This window comes from Klebsiella sp. PL-2018 (assembly GCF_019048985.1).
Taxonomy (GTDB): Bacteria; Pseudomonadota; Gammaproteobacteria; order Enterobacterales; family Enterobacteriaceae; genus Klebsiella; species Klebsiella michiganensis.
Genome location: NZ_CP077673.1, coordinates 5,131,700 through 5,151,170, shown reverse-complemented (window position 1 = coordinate 5,151,170; position 19,471 = coordinate 5,131,700). Strand labels below are relative to the sequence as shown.

General features: G+C 59.5%; 14 protein-coding genes. 6 read left to right on the top strand and 8 right to left on the bottom strand.

Annotated elements, in window-relative coordinates; all coding sequences use genetic code 11:
- Positions 1 to 54: 54 nt before the first annotated feature.
- Together lsrK and lsrR are read right to left on the bottom strand one after the other, a co-directional pair.
- The gene (lsrK, locus tag MKleb_RS24225; RefSeq protein WP_025108306.1) at positions 55 to 1,647 is read right to left on the bottom strand and encodes an autoinducer-2 kinase; all 1,593 of its coding nucleotides are present in this window, start codon (positions 1,645 to 1,647) and stop codon (positions 55 to 57) included.
- A gap of 37 nt (positions 1,648 to 1,684) precedes the next feature.
- Entirely contained in the window at positions 1,685 to 2,656 is a 972-nt protein-coding gene (gene lsrR / locus MKleb_RS24220; RefSeq protein ID WP_004105944.1) for a transcriptional regulator LsrR, read from the bottom strand.
- Between the two features lie 219 nt (positions 2,657 to 2,875).
- On the opposite strand from lsrR, the gene lsrA reads away from it, so the two are divergent.
- Genes lsrA through lsrG form a run of 6 tightly spaced genes read left to right on the top strand, consistent with a single transcriptional unit; the run spans position 2,876 to position 8,582 of the window.
- Complete coding sequence (lsrA, locus tag MKleb_RS24215) at positions 2,876 to 4,363, top strand: autoinducer 2 ABC transporter ATP-binding protein LsrA (RefSeq protein WP_014226925.1); 1,488 nt, start codon at positions 2,876 to 2,878, stop codon at positions 4,361 to 4,363.
- Positions 4,360 to 5,394: an autoinducer 2 ABC transporter permease LsrC gene (gene lsrC / locus MKleb_RS24210; protein WP_014226924.1), complete on the top strand. Its 1,035-nt coding sequence runs from the start codon at positions 4,360 to 4,362 to the stop codon at positions 5,392 to 5,394. The genes lsrA and lsrC overlap by 4 nt, the downstream gene beginning before the upstream one ends.
- Positions 5,395 to 6,387, top strand: coding sequence for an autoinducer 2 ABC transporter permease LsrD (lsrD, locus tag MKleb_RS24205; protein WP_014226923.1), 993 nt, complete (start codon positions 5,395 to 5,397; stop codon positions 6,385 to 6,387).
- 1 nt (position 6,388) lies between these two features.
- A complete protein-coding gene (gene lsrB, locus MKleb_RS24200; RefSeq protein ID WP_217076303.1) occupies positions 6,389 to 7,390 on the top strand; it encodes an autoinducer 2 ABC transporter substrate-binding protein LsrB in 1,002 nt (333 codons plus the stop codon).
- Positions 7,391 to 7,401: 11 nt separating this feature from the next.
- The gene (gene lsrF, locus MKleb_RS24195; RefSeq protein WP_004125444.1) at positions 7,402 to 8,289 is read left to right on the top strand and encodes a 3-hydroxy-5-phosphonooxypentane-2,4-dione thiolase; all 888 of its coding nucleotides are present in this window, start codon (positions 7,402 to 7,404) and stop codon (positions 8,287 to 8,289) included.
- Positions 8,286 to 8,582 carry a (4S)-4-hydroxy-5-phosphonooxypentane-2,3-dione isomerase gene (gene lsrG, locus MKleb_RS24190; RefSeq protein ID WP_004854408.1) on the top strand — a complete coding sequence of 99 codons (297 nt, stop codon included), beginning with the start codon at positions 8,286 to 8,288 and terminating at the stop codon, positions 8,580 to 8,582. Before lsrF ends, lsrG begins: the two co-directional genes overlap by 4 nt.
- A gap of 39 nt (positions 8,583 to 8,621) precedes the next feature.
- On the opposite strand, the gene ygjK is transcribed toward lsrG, so the two are convergent.
- From ygjK to ebgA, 6 genes are all read right to left on the bottom strand, one after another.
- The gene (ygjK, locus tag MKleb_RS24185) at positions 8,622 to 10,970 is read right to left on the bottom strand and encodes an alpha-glucosidase (RefSeq protein ID WP_025108304.1); all 2,349 of its coding nucleotides are present in this window, start codon (positions 10,968 to 10,970) and stop codon (positions 8,622 to 8,624) included.
- 17 nt (positions 10,971 to 10,987) lie between these two features.
- Positions 10,988 to 12,046 (bottom strand): protein YgjJ, encoded by a 1,059-nt coding sequence (ygjJ, locus tag MKleb_RS24180; protein ID WP_025108303.1) that lies wholly within the window; start codon positions 12,044 to 12,046, stop codon positions 10,988 to 10,990.
- 46 nt (positions 12,047 to 12,092) lie between these two features.
- Complete coding sequence (locus MKleb_RS24175) at positions 12,093 to 13,526, bottom strand: amino acid permease (protein ID WP_025108302.1); 1,434 nt, start codon at positions 13,524 to 13,526, stop codon at positions 12,093 to 12,095.
- Positions 13,527 to 13,753: 227 nt separating this feature from the next.
- A complete protein-coding gene (locus MKleb_RS24170) occupies positions 13,754 to 15,187 on the bottom strand; it encodes an amino acid permease (RefSeq protein WP_014226913.1) in 1,434 nt (477 codons plus the stop codon).
- A 93-nt stretch (positions 15,188 to 15,280) separates the two neighbouring features.
- Positions 15,281 to 15,730, bottom strand: coding sequence for a beta-galactosidase subunit beta (locus MKleb_RS24165; protein WP_025108301.1), 450 nt, complete (start codon positions 15,728 to 15,730; stop codon positions 15,281 to 15,283).
- The gene (ebgA, locus tag MKleb_RS24160; protein WP_025108300.1) at positions 15,727 to 18,819 is read right to left on the bottom strand and encodes a beta-galactosidase subunit alpha; all 3,093 of its coding nucleotides are present in this window, start codon (positions 18,817 to 18,819) and stop codon (positions 15,727 to 15,729) included. The genes MKleb_RS24165 and ebgA overlap by 4 nt, the downstream gene beginning before the upstream one ends.
- Positions 18,820 to 19,471: the final 652 nt, after the last annotated feature.

Here is a 19,471-nt window from a genome sequence, read left to right as displayed (position 1 = left end):
ATGGCGCTGGGGCCAGTTATGCCCGGACGGTTTCTTCTCCTGTAGGGGAGAGGCTTAGGGTGAGGGGGCAACAGGGGCACGGCGCGTCAGCCCCGGCGCCTGCCACATCGAGGTCGTTAATCCGCTGTCCACCAGACCGAGCTGCTCGGCGTACACCGACTGCCATTTGATCATCATCTCGTGATACAGCTCGCGATGCGCCGGATTGGGCATAAATTCCCGGTGCCAGCTCACCAGCTTCTCGCCCGTCGCCGCCATATCGCCGTACAGCCCGGCGCCGGTGCCGGCGGCGATCGCGCAGCCCAGCGCCGTCGCCTCGCGGACCTCCGGCACCCGCACCGGGAGGCCGGTGACATCGCTGAGGATCTGGCTCCACAGCGCGCCTTTTGAGCCCCCGCCCGCAAAGACCAGGCTGTCAAACTGCACGCCGGAAAACTGCGAAATCTGCGCCAGATTACAGGCAGAGACAATCGCCGCGTTCTCTTCCAGCGCGCGGAAGAGGGTGGCCTTATTGCATTTTTCCGGGTCGATGGAGAGGTTAATAAACGACGGCGCGGCGTGGTACCACTGCTTAAAGTGCATGGCGTCAGAGAAGATCGGCATCACCCCGTGGGAACCCGCCGGCACGCGGCTGGCCATCTCTTCGAGCAGGCTGTAGGCGTCGACGCCGAGGCGCCCGGCAATCAGCTTCTCCTCCGCGCAGAACGCGTCGCGGAACCAGCGCATGGTCAGGCCGGTGAAGAAGCTGATGGACTCCGCCTGCGCCATGCCGGGAATGACGTGCGGGTTAACGCGAATATTCATCTCCGGGTCAGTTCGGACTTCCGGCAGATTAACCACCTGCTGCCAGAAAGTGCCGCCGAGCACCGCCGTCTGCCCGGCGCGCACCACGCCGAGGCCCAGGCAGCCGAGCTGGACGTCGCCGCCGCCCATCACCACCGGCGTGCCCGCGCGCAGCCCGCTTTGCGCCGCCGCCGCGTCGGTCACCGCTCCCAGTACGCTGCCGGTCTCTTTGACCGGCGAGAGAATATCGGCCCGCAGCCCGGCCATATCCAGCAGCGCCGGGCGCCAGTCGCGGCTGAAGAGATCGAGCATGCCGGTCGTTCCGGCGTTAGAAGGGTCAACCGCCAGTTCGCCGGAAAGCTTTGCCGCCAGCCAGTCGCTGATCATGGTGATGGTCGCCGCTTTGCGGTAGATATCCGGGCGATGATGGGCCAGCCACAGCAGGCGCGGCATGGCGCTCAGTGCCAGGGTCTGCCCGGACACGCCGTACACTTCGGATTCAAAACGGTCGTCGTGGATCTCTTTGAGCTCCGCCACCTCGCGGCTGGCGCGGGCGTCAACGTTGGCGCAGGCCCAGATGGCCTCGCCGTTGCGGTCGTAAAGCACGATGCCTTCACGCATCGAGCAGCAGGCCACGGACTGAATATCCGCCGCAGAGAGATGGGCGGCGGCCAGCGCCTGACGGATACACTGGCAGGCCAGCTGCCAGTTGGTGCCAAGGTCGAACTCCATCGAGCCGGGGACATTGTCCACGCTCAGGTGCTTCCATTCGGCCTGGCCGACCGCTATCTGGCGGCCCTGGAGATCGAATACGACCGCCCGAATGCTGCCGGTCCCGGCATCTAACGCTAACAGGTAACTCATGACATGCGCCTCGCTCGTGTTGCGCGGCGCAGGGCCGTTATGAGGCCAGCGTCAGCACCGCGCGTGCTGTTGTCTCTTCCGTTACCAGGCCATTAATCCGCTTGCCGATAAGGGCCGCGTAAATCGCCTGCGCTTTTTCTGTGCCCCCGGCGACGCCCACGATGGTCGGCAGCTGCGCCAGCTCATCAAGGGTGACGCCGAGCAGTTCCCGATGGATCTCCAGCCCTTCAACCGGTTTGCCGTCGGCCTGCAGGAAATAACCTAAAATGTCGCCGACCGCGCCTTTGCGGGCGTACATCAGCTGTTCGCCTTCGCTGATATAGCCGGAGCGCAGGATGGTGGCGTCCCGGCGCTGGTCAATGGCGCCGATGCCTACCACCGCCGCATCCGCCGCCGTCGCGGCGAGGATCACGTCGCGGACGCTCGATTCCCGGCGCAGGATCTCCGCCACATCCGCCGATGACACCCTCAGCGGCGCGGGGATCATACTGACGCTACAGGCGGCATCCAGCTGGCCAATGCCGGTCATATACGGGCCCACGCCGCCGGAAAGCGTCACCAGCCGAACCTGCTGGGAGCCGATAAACCCGCTCAGATGCTGCAGGCAGCTCATGGTGGCTTCGCCAAAGCCCACCGCCAGCAGCTGTCCCGGCTCCAGCACGCCCATTAACGATTGCGCCGCGCCAATCCCCAGACGGGTGTTCATCGGCGGGGTATTCAGCGCCGGCAGCACGCGGGCAATTTTCAGACCGAAGCGCTGCTGAAGTTCGGTTTCCAGCGCCAGGCAGCCCTCATAACGCGAATTAATCTGGACGCGGATCACCCCCGACTGGCGGCCCTTCTCCAGCAGGCGGGAGATCTTTAACCGCGGCAGCCCTAAACGCTCGCCGATGTCGTTCTGCGTCAGGCCGTCGTGGTAGTAACACCACGCCACCCGCGCCACCAGCTCCTCCTCGGCTAACGCCAGCCCGGCGTAGCGGCTCTCTTCCGTAATGCGTTTTTCGCTCATAAATTGAACTCTTATAAAAATTTAGATCATATGTTCGTTATTGCGCGGTCGGAAAATGTGAGCCGACTGGCAAAACGGATCTTTCGTTGTCCGCTGGTTTTCTTCAAACGATCGAAAGCATAAAACTGTGATCGTTGCACGGTTGTAAATATAGTTCACCGTCTACGCTTTTGAACATTATTAATTTAAAAAATCTTTTGTTCAAAATGAGGCGCGATGATGAAGCCACTGCTTGAAGCTCGCCAAATCGGCAAACAGTTCTCCGGCGTCACCGTGCTGAAGCAGATTGATTTCACGCTGCTTTCCGGCCAGGTGCACGCGCTGATGGGCGGTAACGGCGCCGGAAAATCGACGCTGATGAAGATTATCGCCGGGGTAGAGACCCCCGACAGCGGTGAGCTCATCCTCGGCGAACGTACATTTGCGCGCCTTACTCCCGCCCAGGCCCATCAGCAGGGCGTGTATCTGGTGCCGCAGGAACCGATGTTATTCCCCAATCTGACGGTGCGGGAAAATATTCTTTTTCGTCTGCCAAAGCGGGCGGATACCGAGGCCCGCCTGCAGGAAAAGCTTCAGCAGCTTAGCTGCCAGCTTAACCTTGAGGCGGCGGCAAGCACTCTGGAAGTCGCCGACCAACAAATGGTGGAGATCCTGCGCGGGCTGATGCGCGACGCGCAGATCCTGATCCTTGATGAACCCACCGCCTCATTGACGCCGGGGGAAACCGAGCGCCTGTTTCGCCAGATCCGCTCTTTGCAGGCGCTCGGCGTCGGGATCGTGTTTATCTCGCACAAGCTGCCGGAGATCCGCCAGGTCGCCAGCCACGTCTCGGTGATGCGCGACGGCGCGGTGGTGCTGAGCGGGGAAACCGCGCACTACGGCGACAACCAGCTGATCGGCGCAATGACGCCCGTCAGCCGCGATCGTGCGCTGAGCGACACGCAAAAGCTGTGGCTGGCGCTGCCGGGCAATCGCCGCACTCAGGCGCAGGATTTCCCGGTCCTTAGAGTAGAAGATCTGACCGGAGAAGGTTTTATCGATCTCAACCTGGAGATCCGCGCCGGGGAGATCGTCGGCCTCGCCGGGCTGGTCGGATCCGGGCGCACCGAATTTGCCGAAACGCTCTACGGTCTGCGGCCGGCGCGCGCCGGGCGGGTATGGCTGGAAAACCGCGATATCAGCCGCGACAGTACGCGCGCCAGGCTGGCCTGCGGGCTGGTCTATCTGCCGGAGGACAGGCAGGTTTCCGGGCTGTTTCTCGATGCGCCGGTGCGCTGGAACACGGTGATGTTTAACCAGCCGTCGCTGTGGCAGCAGAACAGGCGCGAAGCGGCGGTGGTGGAGCGCTATCACCGGGCGCTGGGGATCAAAATGGCCGATGGCGATCGCCCGGTGCGCACGCTCTCCGGCGGTAACCAGCAGAAGGTACTGCTGGCGCGCTGCCTGGAGGCTAACCCGCTGCTGCTGATCGTCGATGAGCCGACCCGCGGCGTGGACGTTTCCGCCCGCGCCGACATCTATCAGCTGTTGAAAAGCGTCGCCGCTCAGAACGTGGCGGTATTGATGATCTCCAGCGATCTCGACGAGTTCGTTGGCCTGGCCGATCGGGTGCTGGTGATGCATCAGGGCAGGCAGAGCGGCGAGCTGGCGCAGCAGGCGGTCAGCGTTGACCGGATGATGACCCTGGCCTTCGGAGGACAGGCATGAAAACGTTATTAAAGAATCGTGAACTGAGCGCCTTTCTCGCCATCGTGGTGCTGTTTGCCGGGCTGGTGGCGCTCAACCCGGCTTATTTCAGTTTGCAAACCCTGGCCATGATCTTTGCCAGCGCGCAAATCCTTTGCCTGCTGGCGCTGGGGGCAACGCTGGTGATGCTCACTCGCAATATCGACGTTTCGGTAGGCTCCACCGTCGGCCTGAGCGCTATCGCGACAGGCGTGGCGCTGAATAGCGGGTATGGCCTGATGACCGCCATCGCCTTCGCGCTGGCGATCGGCGCGCTGGCCGGCGCCTTTAACGGCCTGCTGGTGGTGGGGCTGCGCATCCCGGCGATTGTCGCCACCCTCGGCACCCTCGGGCTTTATCGCGGGGTGATGCTGCTGTGGACCGGCGGTAAGTGGATTGAAGGCTTGCCGAACAGCCTGAAGGCGCTGTCGGAACCGGCGTTCATCGGTATTTCGCCGCTGGGCTGGCTGGTGCTGGCGCTGCTGCTGGCGGGCGGCTGGATACTGTCGCGCACCGCCTTTGGCCGTGATTTTTACGCCGTCGGCGATAACCTCGCCGCGGCCCGCCAGCTCGGGGTGGCGGTGAACCGCACGCGGATGCTGGCATTTACCCTTAACGGCATGCTGGCGGCCTGCGCCGGGATTGTGTTCGCCGCGCAGATTGGCTTTGTGCCCAATCAGACCGGCAGCGGCCTGGAGATGAAGGCCATCGCCGCCTGCGTGCTCGGCGGGATCTCGCTGCTTGGCGGTACCGGCACGCTGCTGGGCGCTTTTCTCGGCGCCTTCTTCCTCACCCAAATTGACACCGTGCTGGTGCTGTTCCGTCTCCCGGCGTGGTGGAACGACTTCATCGCCGGCCTGGTGCTGCTCGGCGTACTGGTGCTCGACGGGCGGCTGCGCCAGGCGCTGGCCCGCCATCAGCGGGCGCTGAAGTACAGCCGCTTTCAGCCCGGTAATAAAGGGGGCAAGCGCGTGGCCCCGTTTCCCGAACGCAAAAACAAAGAGGTGGCGTAAATGAAGCTCAACTGGGAAAGCGCGCTGCTGGCGCTACTGGTGCTGGAGATCCTGCTGTTTGGCGCCCTGAATCCGCGCATGCTGGATCTCAATATGCTGCTGTTCAGTACCAGCGACTTTATCTGCATTGGCATCGTGGCGCTGCCGCTGACGCTGGTAATTATCAGCGGCGGGATTGATATTTCGCTCGGTTCCACCATCGGCCTGTGCGCCATCGCGCTGGGGGTGATGATGCAGGCGGGCTGGCCCATGAGTCTCGCGATCCCCCTGACGCTGCTGCTCGGCCTGCTGTGCGGGTTGCTGAACGCGGCGCTGATTCATTACACCGGCATTAGCCCGCTGGTGATTACGCTTGGCACCCTTTACCTCTACGGCGGCGGCGCGCTGCTGCTTTCTGGCATGGCTGGGGCAACCGGCTACGAAGGCATCGGCGGATTCCCGGATAGCTTTACCGCCTTCGCCAACCTGACCCTGTTCGGCCTGCCGATACCGCTGGTGCTGTTCGCCGTTATCACCTTTTTCTTCTGGCTGCTGGCCCACCGCGGGCGCTTTGGGCGGCACCTGTTTCTGCTCGGGCAGAACCCGCGCGCCGCGCGCTACGCCGCGCTTTCCGTTAACGGGATGCCCTACGCGCTGTATGGCCTGGTGGGCGTGGCATCGGCGGTGGCGGCGCTGGTGATGGTCTCCTATTTCGGCTCGGCGCGCTCGGACTTAGGCCGCGACCTGCTGATGCCGGCGCTGACCGCCGCGGTGCTCGGCGGGGCCAATATCTACGGCGGTTCCGGCTCGATCGTCGGCACGGCGCTGGCCGCGCTGCTGGTGGGCTATTTACAACAAGGTTTGCAAATGGTCGGCATCCCCAACCAGGTGTCGAGCGCGCTGTCAGGGGCGCTGTTGGTTGTGGTGGTGATGGGGCGTTCGCTGAGCCTGCACCGTGAATGGGTGCGGATGAGCTGGCGGCGTCTTTTCTCGCGTAAAACAATCGGAGCATAAAATGAAAACAAAACTGATCGTGCTGGCGATGGCGCTGGGTATGGCATCGGCCCAGGCGGCGGACCGTATCGCCTTTATTCCTAAGCTGGTTGGCGTCGGCTTCTTTACCAGCGGCGGTAACGGCGCGAAAGAGGCGGGCAAAGCGCTCGGCGTGGACGTCACCTACGACGGCCCGACCGAACCGAGCGTCTCCGGCCAGGTGCAGCTGATCAACAACTTCGTCAACCAGGGCTACAACGCGATTATCGTCTCCGCCGTATCGCCGGACGGGCTGTGCCCGGCGCTGAAGCGGGCGATGCAGCGCGGGGTGAAGGTCCTGACCTGGGACTCCGATACCAAACCAGAGTGCCGCAGCATCTATATCAACCAGGGGACGCCGCAGCAGCTCGGCGGCCTGCTGGTGAAGATGGCGGAAAAGCAGGTGACGAAGCCTGGCGCCAAAGTGGCGTTTTTCTACTCCAGCCCGACGGTGACCGACCAGAACCAGTGGGTAAAAGAGGCGAAGGCCAAAATCGAAAAAGCGCATCCGCAGTGGGAAGTGGTGACCACGCAGTTTGGCTATAACGACGCCACTAAATCGCTGCAAACCGCCGAGGGGATCTTAAAAGCGTACCCGGATCTCGACGCCATTATCGCCCCGGACGCCAACGCGCTTCCGGCGGCCGCCCAGGCGGCAGAGAACCTCAAGCGCCAGGGCGTGGCGATTGTCGGTTTTAGTACCCCGAACGTGATGCGCCCCTACGTGGAGCGCGGCACGGTAAAAGCCTTCGGCCTGTGGGACGTGGTGCAGCAGGGCAAGATCGCGGTTAACGTCGCCGATCGTCTGCTGAAAAAGGGCGATCTTAACGTCGGCGACAGCGTTGATGTGAAAGATCTCGGCGTCCTGAAAGTCGAGCCCAACAGCGTACAGGGCTATCAGTATGAAGCGAAAGGCAACGGCATCGTGCTGCTGCCGGAGCGGGTGGTGTTCACCAAAGAGAATATCAATAACTACGATTTCTGATGGAGAATGAGATGGCTGATTTAGACGATATCAAAGAGGGAAAAAACTTCGGCTTAGACCGTCCGCAGCAGAATACGCTGTATACGCTGAAGGGCTGCGGGTCGCTGGAGTGGGGGATGCAGTCGCGGCTGGCGCGTATCTTCAACCCGCAGAGCAACCGTACGGTGATGCTGGCGTTCGACCACGGCTATTTTCAGGGGCCGACCACCGGGCTGGAGCGTATCGATCTCTCTATTGCGCCGTTGTTCGAAGAGACCGACGTGCTGATGTGCACCCGCGGCGTGCTGCGCAGTCAGGTGCCGGCGGCGACCAACAAACCGGTGGTGCTGCGCGCTTCCGGCGGCAACTCGATCCTCAGCGAACTTTCCAACGAGTGCGTGGCGGTGGCGATGGAGGACGCGCTGCGCCTGAACGTCTGCGCGGTGGCGGCGCAGGTCTATATCGGCAGCGAGCATGAGCATCAGTCGATCAACAACATTATCAAGCTGGTGGACGCCGGCAACCGCTACGGTATGCCGGTGCTGGCGGTAACCGGCGTGGGCAAAGAGATGACCCGCGACGCCCGCTACTTCTCGCTGGCCAGCCGCATTGCCGCCGAAATGGGGGCGCAGTTCGTGAAAACCTACTTTGTTGAGGAAGGCTTTGAGAAAGTCACCGCCAGCTGCCCGGTGCCGATCGTCATCGCCGGGGGCAAAAAGCTGCCGGAGCAGGAGGCGCTGGAGATGTGCTGGCGGGCGATCGACCAGGGGGCTTCCGGCGTGGATATGGGGCGGAATATCTTCCAGTCCAGCGCGCCGCGCGCGATGCTGAAGGCGGTGAAAAAAGTGGTGCATGAGAACCTGAGCGCCCGCGAGGCGTATCAGTTCTGGCAGGAGGAAAAACAGGGAGAGCTGCAATGAACGTAACGCTGGTGGAAATCAATATCAAACCGGAACGGGTCGACGAGTTTCTTGAGGTGTTCCGCGCCAACCACGAAGGGGCGCTGCAGGAGCCGGGCAATCTGCGCTTTGACGTCCTGCAGGACCCGGAGGTGAAGACGCGCTTTTTTATCTATGAAGCCTATATCGACGATGACGCGGTGCTGGCGCACAAGAAAACCCCGCACTATCTGGCCTGCGTGGCGAAGCTGGAGGCGCTGATGTCGCAGCCGCGGCAGAAGCGCAGCTTTATCGGCCTGCTGCCGGAGGTGTAAGACGAGCCCTCACCCCGGCGGGGTGAGGGGACATCGTAGCTACTTACGGAAAAACTCGTTATACAGCATGTACAGATGCGCCGCGCTCCAGGAGAAGTTCGGCGCGCCCTGCTGAGCGCCGGTGAGCGGATTGTAGTTCTCCTGAATCGGGCCATCGGAGGTTAACCCCCGGGCGTGCCTGAAGAAGGCGCCCGCCAGCTGCAGCGCCTCTTCGCGGTGGCCGTAGCGCTCCATCCCTTTCAGGCCGAACCAGAACTGGTCCACCCACACGCGGCCGCGCCAGTAAATATCCGCGCCAAACGCCGGATTCGTTAATGCGGCGGTACCCAGCGGTACGAAAGTATTGAACTCTTTGTTGTCCAGCATCACCGAAATGACGTCATCGGCATGCGCCTGAGTGGCCGCGCCGTTGAACAGCGGCGACCAGCCCTCCGGCCCTTTGCCACGCTCGACGATCGGCTTACCGGCACAGCCGTTTGCCAGCGGCTGTGCTTCAATGCGAATGTCGTAATAGAATTTGCTCTGCGGGTCGAACATGCAGGTGTTGATATAGTCGGCGAGCTTTTGCGCCAGCGCCCGGTAGCGTTTTGCCTCCTCCGGCTTGCCGAGAAGGGTCGCCATTTCCGCCAGATAGTGGTTGTCGCTGTACATATAGCTGGCCTGATCGACCGACTCCTGCAGCAGCGAATAGCCGAGCAGATTGCCGCTTTTATCCCGGTTTTCAGCAAATTTCACCGTCCAGTCGCTGCGTTTGCCGCCGTCGGCGATGTATTTATCCAGCTGATCTTTATCGATAAAGCCGAAGACCGCCGCGTCGTCGCGCCCCGACTCCCAGGAGGCGGCCACCTGTGCCGGGATCTCCAGGCTGTCGTAATCGCCCTTCGCCGTCACCTGCTCGTAGGTTTTCAGGCCGGAAAGCGTCCGTTCTTTATCGCCCTTTTTCACGGTAAACAGCATCGCGCCATCGGCGGTGTTGTGCGCTTTATCGCGGGTCGCACCATACTCCGGCACGCCGTTACCGTTGTGGTCGCGGTTGCGCAGCCACCAGTCATGGTAGGCCACCAGCTTCGGGTACATTTCCGCCAGCCAGGCTTTATCTTTGGTGACGTTATAGACTTCCATCACCGACCAGGCCGCCAGGCTCGGTTTGGTATTCCGCTCGTTCCAGTTGCTGCCGTCGCCGCCGCGCTCCGGGCTCAGGTTCCAGGCGATCAGATCCGGAATGAACCCGGCATCCTGCGGCCGCACTTTATCGTCGGCGGCAATCTGCCAGGAGAAGACGGCGCGGATGTTCTCTTTCGCGATCTCCGGGTTGAAGTGGGCCATGGCGTAGGCCTGCTTCCAGGTATCCCACGGCCAGGTCTGGTTGCCGGAGAACCAGCGCCCGGTTACCGACGGCGTGACGGTGTTGTGCTTAACGGCGCCGCCCGGCGCGCGCCAGTTGCCGTTAAGGGTTTCGATCGCTTTCACCGCCACCCGGGTTTGCTGCGCCGTGGCATCAGGATTGGTCAGCCCCTTTTGCAGATAGCCGTTCCAGCGCGCCTCGGAAGCGCGCAGATAGTGCGCCGGTCGCGCCAGAATATCGCGGATTTGCGCTTTCTCAAGGCGCACCTGCTCGGCGTTCAGCAGGTGCGAATAGGTGGTATAGAGCGTGGTCGAGCCGTTGATTTGCGCGCTGCTGGTGAATCGATGGCCATCGATTTGGGTGACCGTCGGCAGGGAGCGATGGATCTGATACTGCGATTCGCCGGAGGTCATTAAATCCGATGCGGAACGGACTTTACCGAAGCTGACCGTCAGTCCGTCGTGGGTCGCGCTCAGGCGGCGCTGATAGTCCGGGAAGGCCTGGTCGATGGTTTGCGTTGACTGCGGTTTCCCCTCTTTGGCGGAGAGCGTCTCCAGCAGCTCGCCGTCCCAGACCAGCTTAAGCGGACCGCTGCTGGTGATTTTAGTCTCCAGTAAAGACGTGTGCGCGCTGGCAAAACGCAGGGTCATCTCGATCTGTACGCCGGGCGCGGAGAGCGTTTGCACCAGCGCCCCGGGCAGGCTCCAGGCCTGCATGGTGAAGGCCACTTTTTTGCCGTTCTGGTACACCGTCAGGCGATCGAAATGGGTCGCCATAAAGTTGATGTACTCCTCGGTGAGCAGCGCGGGCCCCGGAAAGCTGCCCATGGTGGCTGGACCGTCCGGCAGCAGATGCCCATGCCATGCGCCCAAATCGAAAAACGGGTTGAAACGCTGGTGGTCGTCGCCATCGAAATCCTGCATCGCCTGCGGCGCGCCGCTGCGGTTGATAACATTTTTAAAGTCATCCGCGGTCAGCGCGTGGGCGGAAAAGCTTAGCAGCAGGGCGCAGGCCAGCGGCGTCAGAGTGGTGATGATTTTCACGGTATTGATATCCCTTTTTACCAATAGAAATATTGCATCAGGAAAACCTGGTCGCTCGGGTCTCCGGAGGCGTTTTTCATGTAGAAGCGGCTGTCCGCGGCGGTCGCGAACCGTCCGCCGCCGTATTCGTACCAGATGCCGAACTGCATAAACGAGGTGGTTTCCTCGGCGGCGCGATCCGGGCGGTGTTTGGCGTAGCTATAGGCGGTAGAGAGATACACGCCCTTGAGCGCTTCATACATGGCGCTGGCCATAAAGCCGGTCTCCGTTCCCGGCACGTTTTGCCCCCTGGCGCGCCCGGTATGGTGCCAGGCGCGGGCGGCGAGGTTGGGGGTGAGAATACCGGTTAACAAGAGCTGACCGGTACCGTCGGTTAGCTCAAGACCGTTCATCCAGGTGACCTTTTCGGCAATATCGTACTGGACGTAGCCGTTGACCATCGCCGGGTAGGTATATTTATCGTCGTAGCGGTCGTATTTGCCGAAATGGAGCCACGCTTTGCTTTCATCGTGGTGCCCGGCGGGCGTGGCGGTCACGCTGTAGCGAAAATCTCCCGCCAGGTTCTGCACCTTGAGCGCGTACATAATATCGCGCGTATTGGGGATCACGTAGCCGAGGTCGGGTGTGAAATCGCCCCACCACTGCAGATCGTCGAGCGATGAATCCTGGCGCAGGCTGAGCATAATCTCGGTGCTGCTATCGGTTTTATATCCGCCGTAGAGGCGGTTTATTCCACCTTCAAATCCGCCCCAGCCGTGGTCCGGTACCCAGGCATTCCCCTGACGATCGGCCTGGACCGTCCAGCCTTCGCCATAAATTAAGCCAAACCAGCTGCCGTGCTTTATTTCCAGCCCGCCTTCAATATAGGTGCCATCGCTATATTTATGTTTATCCTCGCCTTCTAAATCCATATATCCGCCGACCCCCAGTTCACCGTAAAAACGATAGGAAGTGGCGCTCAGTTGAGGCGTTTTCATATCATCATGTTCCGCCGGGTGAGCAACATCAGCCGCTATGGCAGGTGTGCAGAAGGCCAGGGCGGCAAGCGCCCCGTAAATCAAGTTATTCTTTTTCATCGCATTATTAAGAGATATTGTAATTTATTATTTTAGGGAAAATGGCTTATGACGCGTCGGAAGCCGGCGCCGCTTCAATTCTTTTTTCTTCTACCGTTAATCCCTTCACGTATTTGCTGTATTTCCACCACGCAAATCCGAGGAAGATAACAATGCCGCCGACGTTATAGAAAATAATGGTCAGAATATTGCCGCCGGTGGGAAAGGTTGAGGCGACGAAGCCGATAGCGAAAATAACAATCAGCATCGAGACCACCGTAATACCGGTGGTGCGTGAGCCCATTTTAAAATCGCGCGGCAGATGATCGAGCCTGCGGCGCAGGTTGAGATACGCCAGCATGATAAACAGCGGCGGCAGCATCGAGGCGGCGGCGGTCATGTTGATGATGGTGTTCATTAAATCCTGCACGGTACTGGAGCCCATCATCGGGATAATCATCAGCGGAATCACAATCAGGAACTGGATCCACGCCGCGCGCGCCGGTACGCCGTGTTGATTGAGCTCGACGGTTTTTTTACCAAATATGCCGGCCGGGATTTCGGAGAAAAAGATTTTGACCGGCGTCGCGGTCCACATTAATAACGAACCAAACATGGCGGTAAAGGAGACCAGGCCGACAAAACGGTTGACCACGATTTCCGGCAGGCCAAACCAGACCGCCATGCCGTGGAAGACCTGTACCGATCCGCCGGTATATTTCAGCTCTTTACTGCTGATAAACACGTTAATCAGCACCGAGGAAATGGAGTACAGCACGCCAATCACGATCCCGGCGAGGATAATGACCTTAACGAATGATTTCGATCCGCCTTTCACGTCATTGACGTACACCGCGACGGACTCCGCCCCGCCGGCCGCCATAAAGATCCAGGTGGTGATGCCGAGGAACGCCCAGTTAAAGTTCGGGATCATTGCATCCACGGTAATCGGATCCGCTGGCTGAATACCGCCCACCAGCGCGCTGCCGGAAAGCAGAATGTAGGAGAGCGTCAGCAGCAGCATTAACGACGAGGTCACTGAGGTAATAGGACCCAGCATTTTTGCGCCGTTGGTGGACACCCAGGTCGACAGGGCGAACAGCGCCATGCTCAACATCGTGGTGGCGGCGGGCGTCAGAATGTACTCGTAGCCGAGGAAGGCGTAGGAGGCATACGCGATGACTCTCGGCAGCAGCGAGGTGAAAAAGAACAGATTCACGAACCAGTAGGTGTAGGCGGTAATAAAGGCCCAGCGCCCGCCGAGGGAGCTTTTTACCCACGCATAAACCCCCGCTTCGGAGTTTTTATTCAGCGAAACGAATTCCGCGATGATCAGGCAGAAAGGAACGAAGTAGAGCAGGGTTGCGAGGAAGAACATGGGTGCCGACGCCAGCCCCAGCTCAATATTGTTATTGATCACGTTGTTAAAACTGAAGACGGCGGCGAAGGTCAGCGACAGCAGGCCGAACTTGCCGATGGTATTACGTTTGATATCAGACATAACACATCTCCACACATTGTCCTTCAGAGAATGGCCGAAGGGGATTGTGTTGTTTGTAGGGTAGAGGTAGTTAAGTATTTCGGTTAATTTTAGTAAAAATTTTAGTAAATAAAAGCGGTAAAAATGAATTGCTTTAACTCGATCACGAAAATGGTTGAGCGCGAGATCCTGGCTGGCGGGTAAAAAAAACCGCCAGACGATTTAACGCTGGCGGGAGGAACGGTCGCTTATTTCACCGGATTTACCGCTGATTTCAGCACCGATGGCTGGCTCTTGCGCTGTTTTTTCTCAAAGCGGGTTATCCACCACCACGCGAGTCCGGAGAAGACTGCGGTCATAAAGACGTTAATGAAGAAGGCATTCACCAGATCGACCCCCGGTGGGAAAGCCGAGGCGGTCATGCTGACCAGGAAAATCACCATCAGCATCGACACCACGGCCATCCCAACCTTTCGTGACCCCATGCGGAAGTCGCGCGGCGTGTCGTCGTGTTTCCAGCGGAAAACAAAGTAGGCGGCCATGATAAACAGCGGTGGTAGCATCGCGGTACCCGCGGTCAGGTTGATAGCGGTGTTCATCATTTGCTGAACGCTGGCGGAGCCGAAACCGTTTACGATGAGCATCAGAAAGACGAAGACAAATTGCCACCAGGCGGCGCGCACCGGCACGCCGTGGACGTTCAGCTCGGTTGTTTTTTTGCCATAGATGCCGGCAGGAATTTCAGAGAAGTGAATTTTTACCGGTGCGGCGGTCCACATCATCATGCTACCGAAAATGGCGATAAACAGAATGATGCCGACGAAGCGGCCCATCAGCGCTTCTGAAATATGGAAATAGGCGCCGAGGCCGGTGAAGATTTCCACCATGCCGGCCGCATAGGTCAGATCTTCACGTGCCACAAAGACGTTGACCAGCAAAGAGCCCAGCGCGTACATGCCGCCAATCAGGATCCCGGCGGTGATGATGACTTTAATAAACGATTTCTGCCCACCTTTGGTGTCGTTCAGGTACGCGGCGACGGTTTCAGCCCCGCCTGCCGCCTGGAAAATCCAGCACATGATCCCCAGCGTCGCCCAGTTGATGGTAGGCGCCATGGCGTGCAGCGTAATCGGCTGCGCGGGGACATGGCCCGCGCCCAGCGCGGTAAAAGCGCCGACCACGTAAATCGCAAATAGCGCGAAGACGCCATACGCCACGCATTCGGAGATTTTCCCCAGCCAGGTCGCGCCTTTAGTGGAAATGTGGGTGGCCATGGCGAACAGGACGATAGAGATCAGCGATGTGACCATCGGCGAGAAAGGAATGGCGTAACCCATAATGGCGTACGAGGCGTAGGCCACCACGTTCGGCAGCAGCGACAGGAAAAAGAACAGGTTCACAAACCAGTACAGGAACGAGCCGAGATAGGCCGCGCGGGTACCTAAAGGCTGCTTCAGCCAGGCGTACATACCTGATTCGGAATTCTTATTCGCTGACACGAATTCGGCGATGATAAACACAAACGGAATAAAATAGACCACCGTCGCAAACAGAAAGATAGGGGCGGAGCTGAGCCCTAACTCGATGTTGTTATTAACAATATTTCGTACGTTAAATACGGCGGCAAACGCCATCGACAGCAGGGCGAATTTACCTATTTTGGCACGAACTGATTCGGACATAAGTCCTCCGAAAAATTATCTGGCCCGCATTGAGGGTTGGGGCCGGGAAGGCCAGCGAGTCGATCCGCTGGCCTCATCTTGCTTCACGCGGGCTTACTTATTCAGGAAGTAGCCGTCTTCGATAGTTACTCTGAGCACCACCTTTTTGACCGGCGAGTCGCAGATAAAGCGATAGGCTTCATGGGTGTCGCAAATCACCATTTGTCCTTCGTGAACCTGCACGGTTTCACCAATGCCTTTCAAATATTCACGGTCGGTTTCATCGCGATAGCAGGCTACGGTCTGCAGCTGCTCTTTGGCGGCAAACTCAATTTTTTGCTGACCCTGAAGGTAGTAATGCACCTCGAAATAGCGGCGGTTGCCAACGAACAGCGCATCCGTGGTGCTGTCGCTTGCCAAGCGATAGGAGAGCGAATCGCCGATAGAGTGGGCCACCCCGGGCCGAATATTGTCGATGTTATTAATCGCTTCTACGCAGCGCTGCCATTTACGCCCACTGTGATAAATTTGCTTAAACTGTTCTAAGTTATCGAGAATTCTCATTTTTCAGCCTCGCTGTGTGAATCGGAGGAAAAGAAACCGGCGCCAAAGCTATGATTCGCCAGCGTCTGCGAGGAAGCGCTCCCGCCTTCCAGCGGCAGCAGCGTAAAGCCATAGTTGAACGGTTTGAGCCACACCCGCCAGCTATCCAGCACCTCGCTCCCCCAGGAGTTAGAGCCCAGGCCGAGCAGTTGGGCGTCGATATTCAGGGTGATGTCATCGCTGCGACGCAGTTCGTTACAGTGCTGCGCGGCGTGCAGATTCTCCGCCGTATAGTGCCAGGCGCTGATGTTGAGCGGATCGCGCGGGACCACCATCAGACCGCTGCCGTGACGGTCGGTAAACGCGGCCCAGCGGACGTGCTGGCGGTTGCCGTTGTTCTGCGGGAACGGATAGTTCACGAACATGTCGTCCACGGTGGTGCGCCAGAGGTCAATGATGTTGCTCTGCTGGCTGTCGGCGTAGTTTTCGCCGGGACCGCGACCGTAGTAATCCACCTGTTCAAACTGGCCGTTAATGCCCAGCATAAAACCGATGCACGGCACGATGTGCGGATAGTCGCCGTAACGTTCGCCCGCAAGCTCAACGTTAATATGCCCCTGTGGGGTAATCTGCCAGCGGTAGGTGCAGCGCATGCCGAAATCGAAAACCGGCGGGGCGATGATGCTGCGGGCGGTGATAATCACCGTATCGCCGCGCTGCTCGGCGCTGAATTCGCGCAGATGCTCCTGCATGATTTGCAGATGATTGGGCTGCCACAGCCCTTCGTATTCCTGCTTGTGGTTATCAATCATTGGCTTGAAGAAGTTAATCTTCGGCTCGCGGGTCACCTGGTCGATGCCGTTCACCTGCCATTCGCTCAGTTTGCCGCTGACTTTCGAGAACACTACGCGGAAGTTGTGCCCGGTGATGCTGTAGCTCAGTCGTTCATCAGCTATCCGTAGCGGGGTTGCGCTGGCATTTATCAGCGGCGCTTTCGCTGTGGTCTGCTCCTTAAGCCGAAACTGGTAAACGGCGATTGGGTGGTTGGCCTCGCTGTACGGCGTACGGGAATCTTTGGTTACCATGATGTTGACGAAGGTTTCGCGATCGTCCAGCTCCGGCAGGTCGATAGTGATATCGCGGCCGCTGTTTGGCGCAAGATCGCGCACCTTAAGCTGCTGGCTGGCAAGCGTAGCCCCCTCGGCGCGCACTTCCACGCGCAGGGTATAGTCATCCAGCGTCGAGAACCAGAGCTTATTATCGATGCGCAGCTCGCCGCGGGCGATGTCGGTCGCCTGAACTTTTACCGGGGCGATAACCTGCTTGTACTCTCTGAGCCCGGGTCCAGGCGTCTGGTCGGAGAAAATCAGCCCGTCGAGGCAGAAGTTGTAGTTATTGGGATAGTCGCCGTAGTCGCCGCCGAATTTGTACCATACCGCGCCGCTGTCGTCGGTGGCCTGGATTCCGTGATCGCACCACTCCCATACGTAGTGGCCCTGAATACTGTCATGCTGATAGAACACGTTCTGGTATTCGCTCAGTCCGCCGGGACCGTTGCCCATCGCATGGGCGTATTCGCAGATAATCCGCGGCTTGGCATGCGGATATTCCCCAAATTCGTTCATCAGCGGCACGCGGGTATACATGGTGGAGATGATATCCACCACCTCCGCGTCGCGATCCTCTTCGTAATGCACCAGCCGGGTATCATCGATCGCCTTAGCGGCGTGATACATCGCGCGAATGTTGCAGCCGTAGCCGGACTCGTTGCCCAGCGACCAGATGACGATCGACGGATGGTTTTTCTGCGCGTGGACGTGGCGCACGATTCGCTCAACGTAAATATGCTCCCATGCCGGGTCATCGGTGATGGCGCTAAGGTTGCCGACGTTGGCGAAGCCGTGGGATTCGACATCGGTTTCCGCCATCACGAACAGGCCGTAAATGTCGCACATCTCATAGAAACGCGGGTCGTTGGGGTAGTGGGCGGTACGTACCGAGTTGATATTGTGCTGCTTCATCAGCAGCAGATCTTTCTCAACGCGATCCATCCCTACGGCGCGGCCCTTCAGATGGTCGTTGTCGTGACGGTTAACGCCGTGGAGCATCACGTAGCGGTTATTGATATAGAACAGGCCGTTGCGCACTTTGATATCGCGAAAACCGACGCGCTGCGGGATAACTTCGATAATCTCCCCGGCGGCGTTTTTCAGCGTCATCACCAGGTGATAGAGCCAGGGATTTTCTGCCGACCACTGCTGCGGCGCCTTCACGTCGATCGCAAAGTCGACGTTCAGCAGATGGCTGACGCTCAGGCGCGGCGTTGCGCCTTCATACAGCACCTTTTCGCCGTCGAACAGCGCGTATTCCAGCGTCGCTGCGCCCGGCTGCGCGGCGAGATTTTCCAGTACCAGCTGGCAGGAGAGCGTGGCGTCGACGTAGTCATCGTTAAAATCGGTGCGCAGAGTGAAGTCCTGGACGTGAAGCGGGTTTTTGCCCATCAGATACACGTCGCGGAAGATACCCGCCGACCACCACATATCCTGATCTTCTATATAGGTGGAGTCCGCCCACTGCATGACGCGCACGCAAAGCAGGTTGTCGCCGGTTTTTACCGCGTGACTAATATCAAACTCCGCCGTCAGGCGGCTGCCTTTGCTGAAACCGATGTACTGACCGTTAACGTACACTTCAAAATAGGTTTCGACGCCATCAAATTTAATCAGGGTCTGCTGGCCCTGCCAGCCCTCGCTGAGGGTAAAGATGCGCTGATAGGCGCCGGTAGGGTTGTCGGTCGGCACGTAGGGAACGTCAATCGGGAAAGGAAAGCCTTCGTCGGTGTACTGTAGCTGGCCGTGGCCTTCCATCTGCCACATTCCCGGTACGGTAATCGGCCCCCAGTCGCTCATGTATTGCGAGGTGAACGCTTCCGGCACCAGCAGCGGGTTGTTAAAGAAGCAGAAGTTCCACTGTCCGCTAAGGGACAAAAAGCGGCTGCTGGTTTCACGGGCGAAGGTTCGCGCCTGGGCCTGCGAATCGTAAGAGAAGAAATAGGCGCGCGGAGGCAGCCGGTTTTCATGAGTGAGTTGAAGATTTTCCCAGCGATTCATATCGCCTCCCTGAACGGACTAAACGGATAGAGGTTATTTTAGTAAAACTTTTACTAAATAAAATCACCGGGAGCGATTTACTTTAACTCGATCACAAAATGAGCGTTACCGGACGCCTGCGGTTAGCGTCGGGAAGGGGACATTCCCGGAGGCGATGCTGCGCATCTGTCCGGGCTACCGTTTGGCAGACGGCGGTGAACCCGTAGCCCGGGCAAGGCGCGTCAAGCGCCGCCCCCGGGAGCCGGGCGCAGAGAGGGGGAATTTCCCGGAGGCGATGCTGCGCATCTGTCCGGGCTACCGTTTGGCAGACGGCGGTGAACCCGTAGCCCGGGCAAGGCGCGTCAAGCGCCGCCCCCGGGAGCCGGGCGCAGAGAGGGGGAATTTCCCGGAGGCGATGCTGCGCATCTGTCCGGGCTACCGTTTGGCAGACGGCGGTGAACCCGTAGCCCGGGCAAGGCGCGTCAAGCGCCGCCCCGGGAGCAGAGCGCAGAGAGGTGGAGTTTCCCGGAGGCGATGCTGGCGCATCTGTCCGGGCTACCGTTTGGCAGACGGCGGTGAACCCGTAGCCCGGGCAAGGCGCGTCAAGCGCCGCCCCCGGGAGCCGGGCGCAGAGAGGGGGAATTTCCCGGAGGCGATGCTGGCGCATCTGTCC

Coding starts and splice junctions, on each gene's coding strand:
- lsrK (WP_025108306.1), bottom strand. CDS start 1,647: ATGAGTTACCTGTTAGCGTTAGATGCCGGGACCGGCAGCATTCGGGCG.
- lsrR (WP_004105944.1), bottom strand. CDS start 2,656: ATGAGCGAAAAACGCATTACGGAAGAGAGCCGCTACGCCGGGCTGGCG.
- lsrA (WP_014226925.1), top strand. CDS start 2,876: ATGAAGCCACTGCTTGAAGCTCGCCAAATCGGCAAACAGTTCTCCGGC.
- lsrC (WP_014226924.1), top strand. CDS start 4,360: ATGAAAACGTTATTAAAGAATCGTGAACTGAGCGCCTTTCTCGCCATC.
- lsrD (WP_014226923.1), top strand. CDS start 5,395: ATGAAGCTCAACTGGGAAAGCGCGCTGCTGGCGCTACTGGTGCTGGAG.
- lsrB (WP_217076303.1), top strand. CDS start 6,389: ATGAAAACAAAACTGATCGTGCTGGCGATGGCGCTGGGTATGGCATCG.
- lsrF (WP_004125444.1), top strand. CDS start 7,402: ATGGCTGATTTAGACGATATCAAAGAGGGAAAAAACTTCGGCTTAGAC.
- lsrG (WP_004854408.1), top strand. CDS start 8,286: ATGAACGTAACGCTGGTGGAAATCAATATCAAACCGGAACGGGTCGAC.
- ygjJ (WP_025108303.1), bottom strand. CDS start 12,046: ATGAAAAAGAATAACTTGATTTACGGGGCGCTTGCCGCCCTGGCCTTC.
- MKleb_RS24175 (WP_025108302.1), bottom strand. CDS start 13,526: ATGTCTGATATCAAACGTAATACCATCGGCAAGTTCGGCCTGCTGTCG.
- MKleb_RS24170 (WP_014226913.1), bottom strand. CDS start 15,187: ATGTCCGAATCAGTTCGTGCCAAAATAGGTAAATTCGCCCTGCTGTCG.
- MKleb_RS24165 (WP_025108301.1), bottom strand. CDS start 15,730: ATGAGAATTCTCGATAACTTAGAACAGTTTAAGCAAATTTATCACAGT.
- ebgA (WP_025108300.1), bottom strand. CDS start 18,819: ATGAATCGCTGGGAAAATCTTCAACTCACTCATGAAAACCGGCTGCCT.